Annotated in this window: 16 protein-coding genes and 1 tRNA gene; 10 read left to right on the top strand and 7 right to left on the bottom strand. The window is 68.3% G+C overall.

Annotated features, from left to right (window positions below):
- Window positions 1–18: 18 nt before the first annotated feature.
- On the bottom strand, window positions 19–663 hold the full coding sequence (locus tag DK459_RS10525; RefSeq protein ID WP_110134707.1) for a LysE family translocator: 645 nt from the start codon (window positions 661–663) through the stop codon (window positions 19–21).
- 193 nt (window positions 664–856) lie between these two features.
- Here DK459_RS10525 and DK459_RS10520 point away from each other — a divergent pair, with 193 nt between their 5' ends.
- Together DK459_RS10520 and DK459_RS10515 are read left to right on the top strand one after the other, a co-directional pair.
- Window positions 857–1,333: an Lrp/AsnC family transcriptional regulator gene (locus DK459_RS10520; protein WP_054499684.1), complete on the top strand. Its 477-nt coding sequence runs from the start codon at window positions 857–859 to the stop codon at window positions 1,331–1,333.
- 77 nt (window positions 1,334–1,410) lie between these two features.
- Window positions 1,411–2,019, top strand: coding sequence for a LysE family translocator (locus DK459_RS10515; protein ID WP_006389989.1), 609 nt, complete (start codon window positions 1,411–1,413; stop codon window positions 2,017–2,019).
- Between the two features lie 67 nt (window positions 2,020–2,086).
- On the opposite strand, the gene DK459_RS10510 is transcribed toward DK459_RS10515, so the two are convergent.
- Window positions 2,087–2,162: transfer RNA gene (locus DK459_RS10510), tRNA-Phe, on the bottom strand.
- 283 nt (window positions 2,163–2,445) lie between these two features.
- Here DK459_RS10510 and hemA point away from each other — a divergent pair.
- The 5 genes from hemA to DK459_RS10485 all read left to right on the top strand — a co-directional run bounded on the left by hemA (window position 2,446) and on the right by DK459_RS10485 (window position 6,784).
- Entirely contained in the window at window positions 2,446–3,720 is a 1,275-nt protein-coding gene (gene hemA, locus DK459_RS10505) for a glutamyl-tRNA reductase (RefSeq protein WP_006389995.1), read from the top strand.
- A gap of 82 nt (window positions 3,721–3,802) precedes the next feature.
- Entirely contained in the window at window positions 3,803–4,885 is a 1,083-nt protein-coding gene (prfA, locus tag DK459_RS10500) for a peptide chain release factor 1 (RefSeq protein ID WP_006389996.1), read from the top strand.
- 37 nt (window positions 4,886–4,922) lie between these two features.
- Window positions 4,923–5,750, top strand: a complete 828-nt coding sequence (gene prmC, locus DK459_RS10495; protein WP_006389997.1) for a peptide chain release factor N(5)-glutamine methyltransferase — start codon at window positions 4,923–4,925, stop codon at window positions 5,748–5,750.
- A 139-nt stretch (window positions 5,751–5,889) separates the two neighbouring features.
- Window positions 5,890–6,216: a Grx4 family monothiol glutaredoxin gene (grxD, locus tag DK459_RS10490; protein ID WP_006389998.1), complete on the top strand. Its 327-nt coding sequence runs from the start codon at window positions 5,890–5,892 to the stop codon at window positions 6,214–6,216.
- Between the two features lie 4 nt (window positions 6,217–6,220).
- Window positions 6,221–6,784: a UbiX family flavin prenyltransferase gene (locus DK459_RS10485; RefSeq protein WP_006389999.1), complete on the top strand. Its 564-nt coding sequence runs from the start codon at window positions 6,221–6,223 to the stop codon at window positions 6,782–6,784.
- 111 nt (window positions 6,785–6,895) lie between these two features.
- Here DK459_RS10485 and DK459_RS10480 read toward each other — a convergent pair whose 3' ends face one another.
- Window positions 6,896–7,969, bottom strand: a complete 1,074-nt coding sequence (locus DK459_RS10480) for a DUF6817 domain-containing protein (RefSeq protein WP_054482058.1) — start codon at window positions 7,967–7,969, stop codon at window positions 6,896–6,898.
- 181 nt (window positions 7,970–8,150) lie between these two features.
- Between DK459_RS10480 and DK459_RS10475 the strand changes: the two genes are divergently transcribed.
- Window positions 8,151–8,948, top strand: coding sequence for a MetQ/NlpA family ABC transporter substrate-binding protein (locus DK459_RS10475; RefSeq protein WP_024070602.1), 798 nt, complete (start codon window positions 8,151–8,153; stop codon window positions 8,946–8,948).
- 3 nt (window positions 8,949–8,951) lie between these two features.
- Window positions 8,952–9,491, top strand: coding sequence for an acireductone dioxygenase (locus DK459_RS10470; RefSeq protein ID WP_047992041.1), 540 nt, complete (start codon window positions 8,952–8,954; stop codon window positions 9,489–9,491).
- A gap of 96 nt (window positions 9,492–9,587) precedes the next feature.
- On the opposite strand, the gene DK459_RS10465 is transcribed toward DK459_RS10470, so the two are convergent.
- Genes DK459_RS10465 through DK459_RS10450 form a run of 4 tightly spaced genes read right to left on the bottom strand, consistent with a single transcriptional unit; the run spans window position 9,588 to window position 13,691 of the window.
- Window positions 9,588–10,403: an SDR family NAD(P)-dependent oxidoreductase gene (locus tag DK459_RS10465; protein ID WP_024070600.1), complete on the bottom strand. Its 816-nt coding sequence runs from the start codon at window positions 10,401–10,403 to the stop codon at window positions 9,588–9,590.
- Window positions 10,400–11,188: a citryl-CoA lyase gene (locus DK459_RS10460; protein ID WP_047992040.1), complete on the bottom strand. Its 789-nt coding sequence runs from the start codon at window positions 11,186–11,188 to the stop codon at window positions 10,400–10,402. Before DK459_RS10460 ends, DK459_RS10465 begins: the two co-directional genes overlap by 4 nt.
- Window positions 11,185–12,690: a class I adenylate-forming enzyme family protein gene (locus DK459_RS10455; protein WP_110134706.1), complete on the bottom strand. Its 1,506-nt coding sequence runs from the start codon at window positions 12,688–12,690 to the stop codon at window positions 11,185–11,187. Before DK459_RS10455 ends, DK459_RS10460 begins: the two co-directional genes overlap by 4 nt.
- A gap of 11 nt (window positions 12,691–12,701) precedes the next feature.
- Window positions 12,702–13,691 (bottom strand): tripartite tricarboxylate transporter substrate binding protein, encoded by a 990-nt coding sequence (locus DK459_RS10450; RefSeq protein ID WP_006390006.1) that lies wholly within the window; start codon window positions 13,689–13,691, stop codon window positions 12,702–12,704.
- 102 nt (window positions 13,692–13,793) lie between these two features.
- Between DK459_RS10450 and DK459_RS10445 the strand changes: the two genes are divergently transcribed.
- Window positions 13,794–14,334: helix-turn-helix domain-containing protein (locus DK459_RS10445; RefSeq protein ID WP_110134869.1), on the top strand; the 541-nt coding region annotated here is incomplete at its 3' end.

Genomic DNA, 14,334 nt, shown 5'->3' with positions numbered 1-14,334 from the left:
GCTGCGTCTGCGGAAGAATCAGGGGTTCAAGGTCAGGGCGATGGAGTAGAGCACGTAAAGGGCCAGCGCCAGCATGATCGCGCCCAGCAGTCCCTGCTGCATGCGCAGGAACCACGGGTTGCGGCCCACCCAGCCGCGGATGCGCGATGCGCCGTAGGCGAAGCAGCTGCCATAGGGCAGGCTCAGCGCCTTCATGGTCACGCCCAGCACCAGCATCTGGAGCCACACCGGACCGTTGTCCGGCGTGGTGAACTGCGGCAGGAAGGCGATCATGAACAGCAGCACCTTCGGGTTCAGCAGGTTGGTCATGAAGCCCTGCCAAAAAGCGTCGCGCGCATCGCCGGGACGCGCGGCCAGGGAGATGTCGGCGTCGCGGGCGCAGCGCAGGATGGCCTTGATGCCCAGGTAGCCCAGGTACAAGCCGCCGGCCGCCTTGATCGCCAGGAACAGCGTCGGAAACGCCTGCAGCACCGAGGCCAGCCCCAGCACCACGGCCGGCACCTGGATGAATCCGGCCGCCACGTTCCCCAGCACACTGTGGAAGGCAGGCCGGAAGCCCTGCGTCATGCCTCGCGACAACGTCAGCGCCATATCCGGGCCGGGGGTGAGTTTCAACGCCGCGTCGGCGGCCAGGAAAAGCAGGAAAAGCTGGAGTGACGGCATGGGAATCGGGCTGCGCCTGGCCGCGAGGGCGGCCAGAGGGTTCCCAGTGTAAGCAAGGCGGGTGATTAATTCCTGCAGCCGGCGGTGCGCAAATGAAGTTTCCCGTCGAATTTGGGGGCGGGTCGTGGCGCGCACCCGTTTAGAATCGTCCTACGGGCCCGCGTGGCCTGGATCGCCGCGGCGCCGAGACCCCATGGAACTAGACGATTTCGACCTTCAGATCCTGCAGAGCCTGCAGGAAGACAACCAGCGCACCAGCCAGGAGGTGGCCGAGCGCGTGAACCTGTCGCCGGTATCGTGCCTGCGCCGCATGAAGCGGCTGCGCGAGTCCGGCGCGGTGCTGGGCGACGTCTCGGTGGTGGACCCGGCGGCGGTGGGGCGCGACATCATGATGGTGGTGCTGGTGTCGCTCGAAAGCGAGCGCGCCGACAAGCTCGACACCTTCAAGCGCGCCATGCGCCAGGCGCCGGAGATCATGCAGTGCCTGGCGGTCACGGGCGAAGTGGATTTCGTCGTCACCATGACCGTGCGCGACATGGCGGAATACGACGCCTTCGCGCAGCGCCACTTATGGGGCGATCCCAATGTGAAGCGCTTTTCGACGCTGGTGGTGATGAATCGCGTGAAATACGGATTGGCGGTGCCGACGATGCCGTCGGACGAGGCATAACGTGCCGGCCGGCGATTGCGCGCCCCGAGCCGGCGGCGCTAGACTGGCCGCCTCCCTCCTTTACGCATATCCCCGCCATGGCCTTGCATAGCTGGCTCATCTATCTGGTTGCCGTGATCGGCCTGTCGATCACGCCCGGTCCCAATACCCTGCTGGCGCTGACCCACGGCGCGCTGCATGGCCATCGCAAGGCGCTGTGCACCATCGCCGGCGGCGCGGTCGGCTTCATCGCCCTGATTGCCCTGTCGATGCTGGGCATCAGCGCGCTGCTCAAGGCCTGGGGACCGGCGCTGACGGTATTGAAATGGGCTGGCGGCGCCTACCTGATCTGGCTCGGCATCCAGCTGTGGCGCTCGCCCGGCGTGCAACTGCGCCCGGCGCCCGACATGCCGCGGCTGCGCGGCACGCGCATGTTCAGCCAGGGGTTCCTGTCGGCGATTTCCAACCCCAAGGCGCTGCTGTTCTATGGCGCGTTCCTGCCGCAGTTCATCGATCCGGCGCGCAGCCTGTTCACGCAGTTCGTGATCATGGCCGCCACCTTCGCGGTCATCGAGTTCCTGGTGGAATACGTGCTGGCCCGCCTGGCGCACCGCGTGCGGCCTTGGCTGGAGCGCGCCGGCCGGCGCTTCAACAAGGTGTGCGGGGGATTGTTCGCGGCGATGGGAGTGGCGTTGCCGGGGTCTTGAACGTCGCCCGTCAATGCCAACGCCACAATGCAAAAGCCCGACTCCAAGGAGCCGGGCTTTTTAATTCTGGTGGCCTGGGGCGGAATCGAACCACCGACACGCGGATTTTCAATCCGCTGCTCTACCAACTGAGCTACCAGGCCAACGAAGTCCGCAACTATACACAATTTTTTTGACTTGTGCCAGCCGCCTCGAAAAAAGTGTGAAGAATTTTCGGGCCGCCTTCCAACGCGACAAGCGACAGGGGCGCATGGTATCGCAAACGGCCATTGCATGGGGTGCGACACACGGTCGCGGCCAGGGGCCCGAATGGCGTGGGGATAACCCGCGGGAGTATAATCATGGCCGGTCCGCTGTTACATGCACGCTGCACCGCATGGGCTTTGCGGGGACCACAGCTCTAATACTCACGGCCTTGTCCTTTACATGTCGGTAGCTGTCCTAGCCTTCGGTCTGAATCACACGTCCGCGCCGGTTTCGGTCCGCGAACGCGTGTCCATGCCCGTCGATCTGGTCAAGCCGGCGCTGGAAGGCCTGCGTTCCGCGTTCGGCGGATCGGTGCGCGAAGCCGCCATCCTGTCGACCTGCAACCGCACCGAAATCTATTGCGCCGCCGATGGCCACGTGGCCGACCAGCTGCCCGCGTGGCTGGCCGAGCACAACCGCCTCGATGCCGGCACGCTGCGCCCGCATCTGTACCGCCACCAGCAGGACGACGCCGTGCGCCACGCCTTCCGCGTGGCCAGCGGGCTCGATTCCATGGTGCTGGGCGAAACCCAGATCGTCGGCCAGATGAAGGACGCCGTGCGCGCGGCTGGCGAAGCCGGTTCGCTCGGCACGCTGCTGCACCAGATGTTCCAGCGCACCTTCTCGGTGGCCAAGGAAGTCCGTTCGCAGACCGCCATCGGCGCGCAGTCGGTGTCCATGGCCGCCGCCGCGGTGCGCCTGGCCGAACGCGTGTTCGGCAACCTGGACCAGGCCCGCACGCTGTTCATCGGCGCGGGCGAAATGATCGAGCTGTGCGCCACCCACTTCGCCGCGCAGCGTCCGCGCAGCATGGTGGTGGCCAATCGCACGGCCGAGCGCGCCGAGCTGCTGGCCAACCGGTTCTCGGCCAGCACCATGAAGCTGTCGGACCTGACCGAGCGCCTGTCCGAATTCGACGTGGTGGTCTCCTGTACGGCCAGCTCCCTGCCCATCCTCGGTTTGGGGATGGTGGAACGGGCCACGCGCCTGCGCCGCCACCGTCCCATGGTGATGATCGACCTGGCCGTGCCGCGCGACATCGAACCCGAGGTCGGCCGCCTGGACGACGTCTACCTGTATTCCGTCGATGACCTGGGCCGCCTGGTCCAGACCGGCACCGACGCCCGCCGCGCCGCCGTGGTGCAGGCCGAGGCCATCATCGAAACCCGCGTCCAGGGCTTCATGCACTGGATGCAATCGCGCGAAGTGGTGCCCGTCATCCGCGACCTGCACCAGGCCGCCGAAGACGTCAGCGCCGCCGAACTCGAACGCGCCCGCCGCCTGCTGGCGCGCGGCGAATCGCCGGAGGCCGTGCTCGAGCAACTGGCCCACGGCCTGACCCAGAAATACCTGCATGGCCCGCTGGCGGCGTTGAACCGCAGCGAAGGCGAGGACCGCAAGCAACTGCTTGCCTGGATGCCGCGCCTGTTCCCCGGCCGCGACTCGCGCCGTTAGCGGCGCTGCTTCCGCCCCGCCTTGCGGCGGGCGCTCGTTGCGGGCGCCCGCCATTTCCGTTTTCCCTTGCTGAATCCCCATCATGAAATCTTCCATGCGCAGCCGGCTGGAGCATCTGTGTCACCGCCTTATCGAGGTGGACGCGCTGCTGGCCGAACCGGAAACCGCGTCCGACATGGACCGCTTCCGCAAGCTGTCGCGCGAGCGCGCCGAACTGGAGCCGGTGGTCGAGGCGTTCACCGCCTTCGTGCGCGGCGAGGAAGACCTGGCGACCGCGCAGGAGATGCTGGCCGATCCCGAGCTGAAGGCGATGGCCGAGGACGAGATCAAGAGCGGCCGCGTCAAGCTCGAATCGCTGGAGGCGGCGCTGCAGTTGCTGCTGCTGCCGCGCGACCCCAATGACGGCCGCAGCGTGTTCCTGGAAATCCGCGCCGGCACCGGCGGCGATGAAAGCGCGCTGTTCTCGGGCGACCTGCTGCGCATGTACACGCGCTACGCCGAACAGCGCGGCTGGCGCGTCGAGCTGATGTCGGAAAGCCCGTCGGAACTGGGCGGCTACAAGGAAGTGATCGCGCGCATCGAGGGCGACGGCGCCTACGGCCGCCTGAAATTCGAGTCCGGCGCGCACCGCGTGCAGCGCGTGCCCGCCACCGAGGCGCAGGGCCGCATCCACACCTCGGCCTGCACGGTGGCCATCATGGCCGAAGCCGACGAGATGTCGGAGATCGTCATCAACCCGAGCGACCTGCGCATCGACACCTTTCGCGCCAGCGGCGCCGGCGGCCAGCACATTAACAAGACCGATTCGGCCGTGCGTATCACGCACTTGCCGACCGGGCTGGTGGTGGAATGCCAGGACGACCGCTCGCAGCACCGCAACAAGGACAAGGCCATGCAGGTGCTGGCCGCGCGCCTGAAGGACAAGGAAACGCGCGAGCGCCAGAGCAAGGAAGCGGCCGAGCGCAAGAGCCTGATCGGTTCCGGCGACCGTTCCGAGCGTATCCGCACCTACAACTTCCCGCAGGGCCGCGTCACCGACCACCGCATCAACCTGACGCTGTACAAGCTGCAGCAGATCATGGAAGGCGATCTGGAGGAGCTGACCGGCGCCCTGATCGCCGAGCACCAGGCCGAGCAGTTGGCGGCGCTGGGCGACGATATCTGAGCGGCTGGGCGGCCCCTTCGGCGAGAACGTTCCGACCATGACGACCCAGATCAAGAGCCTGTTGCTGGACACGCGCCTGCCCCGGCTCGAGGTGCGCATGCTGCTCGAGCACGTGCTGGCCAAGCCGCGCGCCTGGCTGCTGGCGCATGACACCGATCCGCTGGCGCCCGAAGTGGCCGCGGCCTACGAGGCGCTGGCGCAGCGCCGCCTGGCCGGCGAGCCAATGGCTTATCTGCTGGGCCAGCGCGAGTTCATGGGGCACATGTTCCGCGTCACGCCCGACGTGCTGATTCCGCGTCCGGACACCGAGGTGCTGGTGGAAACGGCGCTGGAATGCGTCGCCGGCCAAGCGGCGCCGGCGGTGCTGGATCTGGGCACCGGCAGCGGCGCCATCGCCATCTCGATCGCACTGGCGCGTCGCGATGCGCGGGTGATGGCCAGCGACGTCAGCGCCGCCGCGCTGGCGGTGGCCGCGGGCAATGCCTGGGAGCTGACGGCCTCGGTGCGTTTCGTCGAAGGCAGCTGGTACGACGCGGTGCCGGCCGGCGAGGGCTTCGACCTGATCGTGTCCAACCCGCCCTATGTCGCCAGCGACGACCCGCACCTGGGGCAGGGCGACGTGCGCTTCGAGCCGCGCGGCGCGTTGACCGACGGCGCCGACGGCCTGGAAGACCTGCGCCGCATCGTGGCCGGCGCCCATCGCCACTTGAAGGCGGGCGGCGCGCTGTGGATGGAGCACGGCTGGGACCAGGCCGAAGCGGTGCGCGCCTTGCTGGCGGCGACGGGCTTCAGCGATGTCCATAGCCGACGCGACCTGGCCGGCATCGAGCGCATTTCCGGCGGGCGCTGGCCGGGGCGCGGCTGACGCCGGGCCGGCGATTTGTAACCGGCAGCCGCGCCGCAAGCGGCCGATTCCCGGGGGCGGCCCCGGGGTATCCGGGACGAAATCCCGCCTGTACCTATAATTGGCGTATTCCGTTATGCCTCCTGTCCAAGAGACCACCATGAGCGACGTTCAAGAATTCATCCGCGAAACCGTGACCCAGCACCCGGTCGTGCTGTTCATGAAGGGCACCGCCCAATTCCCGCAATGCGGCTTTTCCGGCAAGGCCATCCAGATCCTCAAGAGCTGTGGTGTCAAGAAGCTGGTCACCGTGAATGTGCTGGAGGACGACGAAGTCCGCCAGGGCATCAAGGAATTCTCCAGCTGGCCCACCATTCCGCAGCTGTACGTGGCCGGTGAATTCATCGGCGGTTCGGACATCATGAACGAGATGAACGAGTCCGGCGAACTGAAGACCCTGCTGGAGCAATCCGGCGCCACGGCCTGATTCCATGCGGCGACTGGTCGTCGGCATCACGGGCGCCACCGGCGCCCTGTACGCGGTGCGCATGCTGCAGGCGCTGCGCGGCGTGGACGATGTCGAGACGCACCTGGTGGTGTCGGCCTCGGGCGTGCTCAACATCAAGCACGAACTCGATGTCAGCCGTCATGATGTCTACGCGCTGGCCGACCACGTGCACAGCGTGCGCGATGTGGGCGCCACGCTGGCCAGCGGCGCGTTCCAGACGGCCGGCATGGTCATCGTGCCGTGCTCGATGCGCACGCTGGCGGCCGTGGCCCATGGCCTGTCCGACAACCTCATCACGCGCGCGGCCGACGTCACGCTCAAGGAGCGTCGCCGCCTGGTGATGATGGTGCGCGAAACGCCCTTCAACCTGGCGCACCTGCGCAACATGACCGCCGTCACCGAGATGGGCGGCATCGTGTTTCCGCCGCTGCCGGCGTTCTATCACCGGCCGGCCAGCATCGAGGAAATGGTGGATCACACCGTGGCCCGGGTGCTGGAGCTGTTCGACATCCATGTGCCCGGTCCGCACTGGGAAGGTATGAAATAAGCGCCGCCGCGGCCCCCGGGCCGTGATGGTCAAACGCCCCGGGGATCTACCGATTCCTGGGGCGTTTTCGTTTTACCGTGCGCGTGGGCGCCATGGCTCAGCGCGCTGCGATCACTCCACCAACCCCAGGCCGTTCAAGGCCGCCAGGTTTTCCGGCCAGCGGCGCGCGCGGGCGTTCTGCAGTTCGATGCGGGCCCAGGCCATCCAGCCGGCCCACTCGATGCGCTTGTCCCAGGCGGTGCCCCAGGCTTGCAGCGCGGCCAGGCCGGCGGCGGCGTGGCCTGCGGCGGCCTCGAAGTCGCCGGCGGTCAGCGCCAGTTGCGCCAGCAGCAGGCGCGGCTCGGCGACCCACGGGTTGTGCGCCACCGCGGCTTCCAGCATGTGGCGCGCGGTGTCCATTTCGGTCTGCGGGTGCATGCGGGTGACGACCTGCCAGTAGAGCGCGCTGGCGGCGGCCTCGTCGCGCGGGCTGAGGGTGGCGCGGCAATGGTCGAACGCGGGTGGCACGGGGATGCCGGTATCGGCCGGCAGCGCCGACAGCGGCGCCAGCAGGTGCGACAGCATCGACAGGATGTTCGACGGCGGCTTCAGCGGGCCGGGCCACAGCGACGCGGCCCAATGCGATTTGAGGTCGCGGCGCTGCTGCTGCGGATAGCCGGCGAAGATCTCGTCCTGCCAGCTATGCCATTGCTCGCCAATGTCGGCGGCCGACACCACGATGAAGGCCGCGACCTGGCGCGGCGTGAAGGTGAAGACCTGGCCGTCGGCGCTTTCCAGCGTCAGGCCCTCGGGGCCTTGCCCCTGGCCTTGCAGGATGGCCTGCACGAAGCGGGTGCGCGGCATGGCGCAGAACAGGCTGACCCATTCCTCCGCCTCGATCCCGAGCGCCTCGCGCAGCGTGTTGCGTTCGCGCTCGCGGTCGAACAGGGTGAGATCGACGTACTCGTTGCCATACACGCTGTGGAACAGGCCCAGCAGCCGCACTTCGCGCGGCTGGTCCCACAGCGCCAGGGTGCGGTAGACGCCCAGCAGGTGGTGCTTGAAGGTGCCGGCCTTGTGCCAGTCTTCGCCGGCGCTGCGGGCAAAGAGCAGGTCGAGCAGGGCGGGCAGGTCGGCATCGACGGCGGCATAGTGGTCGGCCAGCAGGGCGCGCGCGTGGGGATGCAGTTCGTTGGGGGTGGACATGGCAATGACGGCAAGGGGTTGGGAATCCAGCCGCTATTGTGTCGTGCGCAAGCGTGCTTGTCATGGCGCGGCGCTTATATGGAAATACGCATATCAATATGAAAATTCATCGCTTCCGGTTTTGAAGGACGCTCACTAGAATCCGTGGCTTCCCTTTCCTTGTTCGATTGCCGAGATTCCCATGCGTCTACGCCACACCCTGGCCGCCCTTGCCACCCTGATCGGATTCGCCGCCGCCGCGCCGGCCATGGCGCAGGACGCCGAATTGAAAGTCGGCGTGACTGTCGGCCCGCATGCCCAGATCGGCGAAGTGGTGCAGCAGGTCGCGGCCAGGCAGGGCCTGAAGGTCAAGCTGGTCGAGTTCAGCGATTTCATCCAGCCCAACGCCGCGCTCGATGCCAAGGAACTGGACCTGAACATCTACCAGCACAAGCCCTTCCTGGAATCGCAGAACAAGGCGCGCGGCTACAAGCTGGTGCCGGTGGCCACGGCCGTGGTGCAGCAGATGGGCATCTATTCCAAGCGCGTGAAGTCGCTGGACGACCTGCAGCCGGGCGCCAAGGTGGCGATCCCCAACGACCCGACCAACGGCGCCCGCGCGCTGCTGGTGTTGCAGGCGGCCAAGCTCATCAAGCTCAAGGACGGCGTGACCGTGACGGCCTCGCTGTTCGACGTGGTCGACAACCCCAGGAAGCTCAAGTTCGTCGAGATCGAGGCCGCGCAACTGCCGCACTCGCTGGCCGACGTGGACGCCGCCGCGGTGAATTCGGCCTACGCCATCCCGGCCGGCCTGTCGCCCGCCAAGGATGCGCTGGTGCTGGAAAGCAAGGAGGCGCCGTTCGCCGCCGTGGTCATCGCCGCGCGCGAGGACAACAAGAACGATCCGCGCATCGCGCGCTTCATCAAGGCCTACCAGTCCGACGAGGTGAAGGCCTTCGTGGCGCAGAAGTTCCCTGGCGCGTACAGCACCTCCTGGTAAGCGATGTCGACGCTGACGATCTATCCGCAGGACGATCCCGCCGCCGGCCGGCGCCTCGATGACGCCGGCGAGATCCGGCGCGAGCTGGCCGCCATCGGCGTGACCTTCGAACGCTGGCGCGCGCAGGCGCCGGTGGCCCCCGGCGCGCCGCAGGCCGAGGTGCTGGCGGCGTATCGTCCCGAGATCGACCGGCTGGTGGCCGAGCGCGGCTATCGCAGCGTCGACGTGGTCAGCCTGGACCCGGCGCATCCCGAGCGCGAGGCCTTGCGCCGCAAGTTCCTGGCCGAGCACACGCACGCCGATGACGAGGTGCGCTTCTTCGTCGCCGGCAGCGGCCTGTTCACGCTGCATGCCGCCGGCCGCGTCTACGCGGTGCTGTGCGAGCAGGACGACCTGATCTCGGTGCCGGCCGGCCTGCCACACTGGTTCGACATGGGCTCGGCGCCCGCGTTCACCTGCATCCGGTTGTTCAATGACCCGGCGGGCTGGGTGGCGCGGTTCACGGGCGACGAGATCGCCACGCGTTTTCCGGTGCTGCCCTGACGACGAGGGCGCGGGGCGGCCTGGTTGCGTCCTCCGCGTCACGCGGTCCGGATACGCGCCCGCGCCGCCCCGCCACGTTCTTCCTTGCGGTTTGCCCTAAGCGTATTTGCCCGTCAGGCCCCCGTCCACCAGCAGTTCCGTGCCGGTGATGTACGAGGCTTCATCCGACGCCAGGAACGCCACCGCGTTCGCCACTTCCCAGGGCGTGCCCATGCGGCCCATCGGCACCTGCCGGTCGCGCGCCTTGCGCGCCGCCTCCAGGTCGTCCTTGGCGAACATGCCGGCCACGTTCCTGGCAACACGCGGCGTATCGATCAGGCCCGGGATCACGGTATTGACGCGGATGCCGTCGGCCGCGTACTGCTGCGCCGCCATGCGCGCGAAATGGATCACGGCGGCCTTGCTGACGCTGTAAGCCAGGTGGGGATAACCGGTGTAGCGGATGCCGGCGATCGACGATACGGTGACGATGGCGCCGCCGCCCTGTGCCCGCATCACGGGCGCCAGCAGGCGCGTGGCGATCAGCAGGCTGGTGACGTTGACGCGCTGGATGCGGTCCCAGTCGGCCAGGTCGATGTCTTCCGGGCCGCCGACCTTGCCGATGCCGGCGTTGGCTTGCAGCACGTCGATGCGGCCGTAGTGGGCCAGTGCCGCGTCCACCGCGGCCCGCATGGCGTCGGCGTCGGCCACGTCGGCCTGCACCGGCAGCGCCTGGCCGCCGGCTCGCTCGACTTCATGGGCCGCGTCCTCGGCCGCCGCCCGGTCGGCGTCCAGCGCGATGATGGCCGCGCCCTGGCGCGCCAGCGTCACGCAACTGGCCTTGCCGATGCTCCAGCCGGCGGCCGAGGAACCGGCGCCGGCCACCAGCGCGATCTTGCCCGCCAGCCGCGCGCCGGGCGCGGGCGGGATCACGACGGTTCTCCGTCGCGCTGGTGCGACTTGCCCTTGCCGACGTAGGGAATGGCGTGGTCGATGGTTTCCCAGATAAAGCGGCCGCTCGGGCTCTGCTGCTCCTCGGCCACGTGCGACACCAGGCCGGCGGCGCGCGAGATGACCGCAAAGCCGCGCATCAGCGCGGTGGGCACGCCGATCTCGCTGAGCAGCGCGGCGACGGCGCCAGTGGCGTTGATGGTGATGTGCTTGCCGTAGGTCTCGTCGATCGCCGCTGCCAGCAGGCGCAGCGCCTTGAGCGAATCGCCGGGCAGGTCCGGCTCGGCCTCGGCCAGCGCCAGCAGCTTGATCGAGCGCGGGTCGTCGGGCTTGTGCAGGTGATGGCCGAAGCCCGGCAGCGGCTGGCGGCTGGCGCGGAATTCCTGCGCGATCGCCAGCGCCTCGGCGCGGCCGTCGGCGGCGTGGCGGATGCGGTCCAGCAGGCGCGAGCAGTTCTCCATGGTGCCGACGAACTGGCTGCCGACCGCCATCAGGCCGGATGCCACCGCGCCCTGCAGGTTTTCGGGCGCGCTCATGTAGATCAGGCGGGTGGCGATGGCGCTGGGCGTGAGGCCATGCTCCATCAGGGTCACCAGCACCGCGTCGACGATGCGCATGTCCACCGGCCGCGCCTCGCGGCCCAGGATCTGCATGATCATGACTTCGGTGAAGGTCTTCTTGCCGATCAGGTCTTCCACCAGGTCGACGTCGCGGTACGACATGCCGGTGAGGTGATGGGCGCAGAGGCGGGTTTCGGGCGTGTTCATGAAGACTCCTTGAGGGCCGCGTCGCGCACGGCGTTCTTGAGCACCTTGCCGACGGGCGAGCGCGGCAGGCTGGCGTGGAGGTGGATCTGCTTGGGCGTGGCGACCGGGCCGAGCAGGGCGCGCACGTGGGCCTTGAGCGCGTCGGCGTCGGCCGCGACGCCGGGATGCAGTTGCACCGCGGCGTGGACGGCCTCGCCCCATTTGTCGTCGGGCAGGCCGAACACCGAGCATTCGTAGACGGCTGGATGCGACGACAGCGCGTTCTCGACGTCCACGGGATACACGTTGAAGCCGCCGCTGATGATGACGTCGCGCAGGCGGTCCTTCAGGAACAGGTAGCCGCGTTCATCGATCAGGCCGCTGTCGCCCGTGTGCAGCCAGCCGTCGACGATGGTCTCGGCGGTCTTCTCGGGCAGGCGCCAGTAGCCCGACATCACCAGGTCGCCGCGCACCACCACTTCGCCGATCGCGCCGCGCGGCAGCAGGGCGCCGGCCGGGTCCATGATGGCGACGTCGGACAGCCAGGTGACGCGGCCGACCGAGGCGCGGTTGTCGGGCGATTCCAGGTCGGCCGGACGCAGCACCGTGACGATCTGCGGCGCCTCGGTCTGGCCGTAGGTGGTGCCCAGCACCGGGCCGAAGAAGGCGCGGGCGCGTTCGACTTTTTCGGGCGGCATGGGCGCGCCGCCGTAGATCAGGTTGCGCAGTCTCGGGAAATCGGCGCGCGACACGCCCGGCTGCGCCATGATCATGTAGATCAGCGTCGGCGGCATGAAGCTGAGCGTGCCGCCGCGTTCGCGGAAGGCGGCGGTGATCGAGGCCGGGGTGGCGCTGTCGAGCAGCACGTGCGCGCCGCCGCGCGCCAGCACCGGCAAGAGGTAGGTGCCGGTGCCATGCGTCACCGGCGCGGCGACCACGTAGCGGTCCTCGTGCGTCAGGCCCCAACTGTGGATCTGGTTGATGATGGCGGCGTTCCAGGCGTGATAGGGCTGCATCACGCCCTTGGGCAGGCCGGTGGTGCCGCCGGTGAACTTGATTGCCTGGGTGGCCTCGCGCGGCAGGGCGTGGCGCAGCGGCTCGCGCCCGGCCCCGCGTTGCAGCAGGGTCTCGAAGGCCAGGCCGGCGATGTCCGGCGTCAGGCTGACGCGATGCGGCGCGCCTGCCGCCACCAGCGCGTCGCCGGCGTCGTCCACCATGACGATGGACGGCTCGGTGGCGTCCAGGATGCGCCCGATCTCGCGCGCCGTGCTGCGGGTATTCAACGGCACCCAGATCTTGCCGCTGGCCAGCACCGCCAGCAGCGCCAGGATGTGGCGGCTGGTGTTGCCCGCGCACAGGGCGACGCGGGTCTGTGGCGCCGGGTCCAGGTCCTGCAGCGCGGCGGCCAGCGCGCGCACGTCCGTGGCCAGCCGCGCATACGTCACCTGGCCCTCGGGCGCGTCCAGCGCCACGCGGTCCGGATACTGCTCGGCGGCGCGAAAAAAGAAATCTATCGGGTACACCCTGGTGCTCCTCAGTTGGCTTTGATGTCGGCGCGCTTGACCACTTCGCCCCATTTGTCGATTTCGCTGGCGATCTTCTTGCCGAAGGTCTCGGGCGTGTTGGGTTGCTGCGGTGCGTAGAAGCCCGATTGTTTGTAGGACGCCACCAGCGCGGGATCGGCCAGCGCCTTGTTCAAGGCCTGGTTCAGGCGCTCGATGACGGGTTGCGGGGTGCCGGCCGGCGCCATCAGGCCGAACCAGGATTCGACGTCGAAGCCGGGCAGGCCGGACTCGGCCAGCGTCGGCACTTCGGGCACGGCCGGAAGCCGCCGCGGCGAGGTGACGCCGATGGCGCGCAGCTTGCCGGCCTGCACGTGCGGCAACGACGAGGGCAGGTTGTCGAACATGGAATCGACCTGGCCGCCCAGCAGGTCGGCCACCGCCGGACCACTGCCACGATAGGGCACGTGCAGGATGTCGGTGCCGGTCTGCATCTTGAACAGTTCGCACGACAGGTGGATGGACGAGCCGCTGCCCGACGAGGCGCAGGTCAACTTGCCGGGGTGGGCCTTGGCGTAGGCCAGGTATTCCGGCACCGTCTTGACCGGCAGCTTGGGGTTGACCACCAGGATGTTGGGGATGGTCGCCAGCAGGCCGATCGGCGCGAAGTCCTTGACGAAGTCGTAGTTCAGCTTGCTGTAGAGCGTGCGGTTGATGGTGTTGGCGATCGAGCCGACGTAGAGCGTATAGCCGTCGGGCGCGGCGCGCGCGACGATTTCGGCGCCGATGTTGCTGTTGGCGCCGGTCTTGTTCTCCACCACGATGGTCTGGCCCAGTTCCTCGTTCAGGGCCTTGGCGACCAGGCGCGCCACGATGTCGGTGGCGCCGCCCGCGGCGTAACCGACCACCAGGGTCACCGGGCGTTCGGGATAGGGCTTGGCAGCCTGGCTCGGCGCGCTGAATGCGATGGCGCCCGCCAGGGCCGCGACGCTGGCGGCCAGCCGCCTGCTGAATGTCTGCATGGTTGTCTCCGTCCTGTTTGTCTAATATCTGGACAGATCTTTGCCTGCCCGACTTCATATTGGGCTTTGATAGGCGCCTCATCAACGCAAGGTGTCCAAAAAATGAACAAACCGGAAAACGACGACGGCGGCCCGCGGGTGTTGCGGCGTGGGCTGCGGGTGCTGGGCGTGCTGCGCCAGGCGGGCGCGGCCGGCATGCACGTGACCGATATTGCGCGCGCCGCCGGCATGCAGCGCTCCACCGTGTACCGCTACCTGGATGTGCTGGCGCAGGAGGGCTACGCGCTGCGCGAGCTGGATGCGCCGCACTGGCGCATGGCGGAACTGGGCGTGATGATGGCCGGCGATCCGCACGCCGAAGCGGTGCGCGGCCTGCGGCCGGTGCTGCGGCAGATCAGCGACGTCAGCGGCGATTCGGCATTCCTGATCTGCCGCGCCGGCGGCGATTCGCTATGCCTGCATCGCGAGGTCGGCAACTATCCGGTGCAGGTGCTGGCGGTGACCATCGGCCATCGCCAGCCGCTGGGCGTGGGCGCGGCCGGCCTGGCGCTGCTGGGCGCCTTGCCGCCGGCCGAGGCCGACGAGGTGATCGCACAGAACGAGCAGGCCTTGCGCGCCTACGGCGGCATGACGGTGGCGCAGA

The organism is Achromobacter sp. RW408 (assembly GCF_003184165.1).
Lineage (GTDB): Bacteria > Pseudomonadota > Gammaproteobacteria > Burkholderiales > Burkholderiaceae_B > Achromobacter > Achromobacter xylosoxidans.
This window is presented reverse-complemented; position numbering and strand designations above follow the sequence as displayed.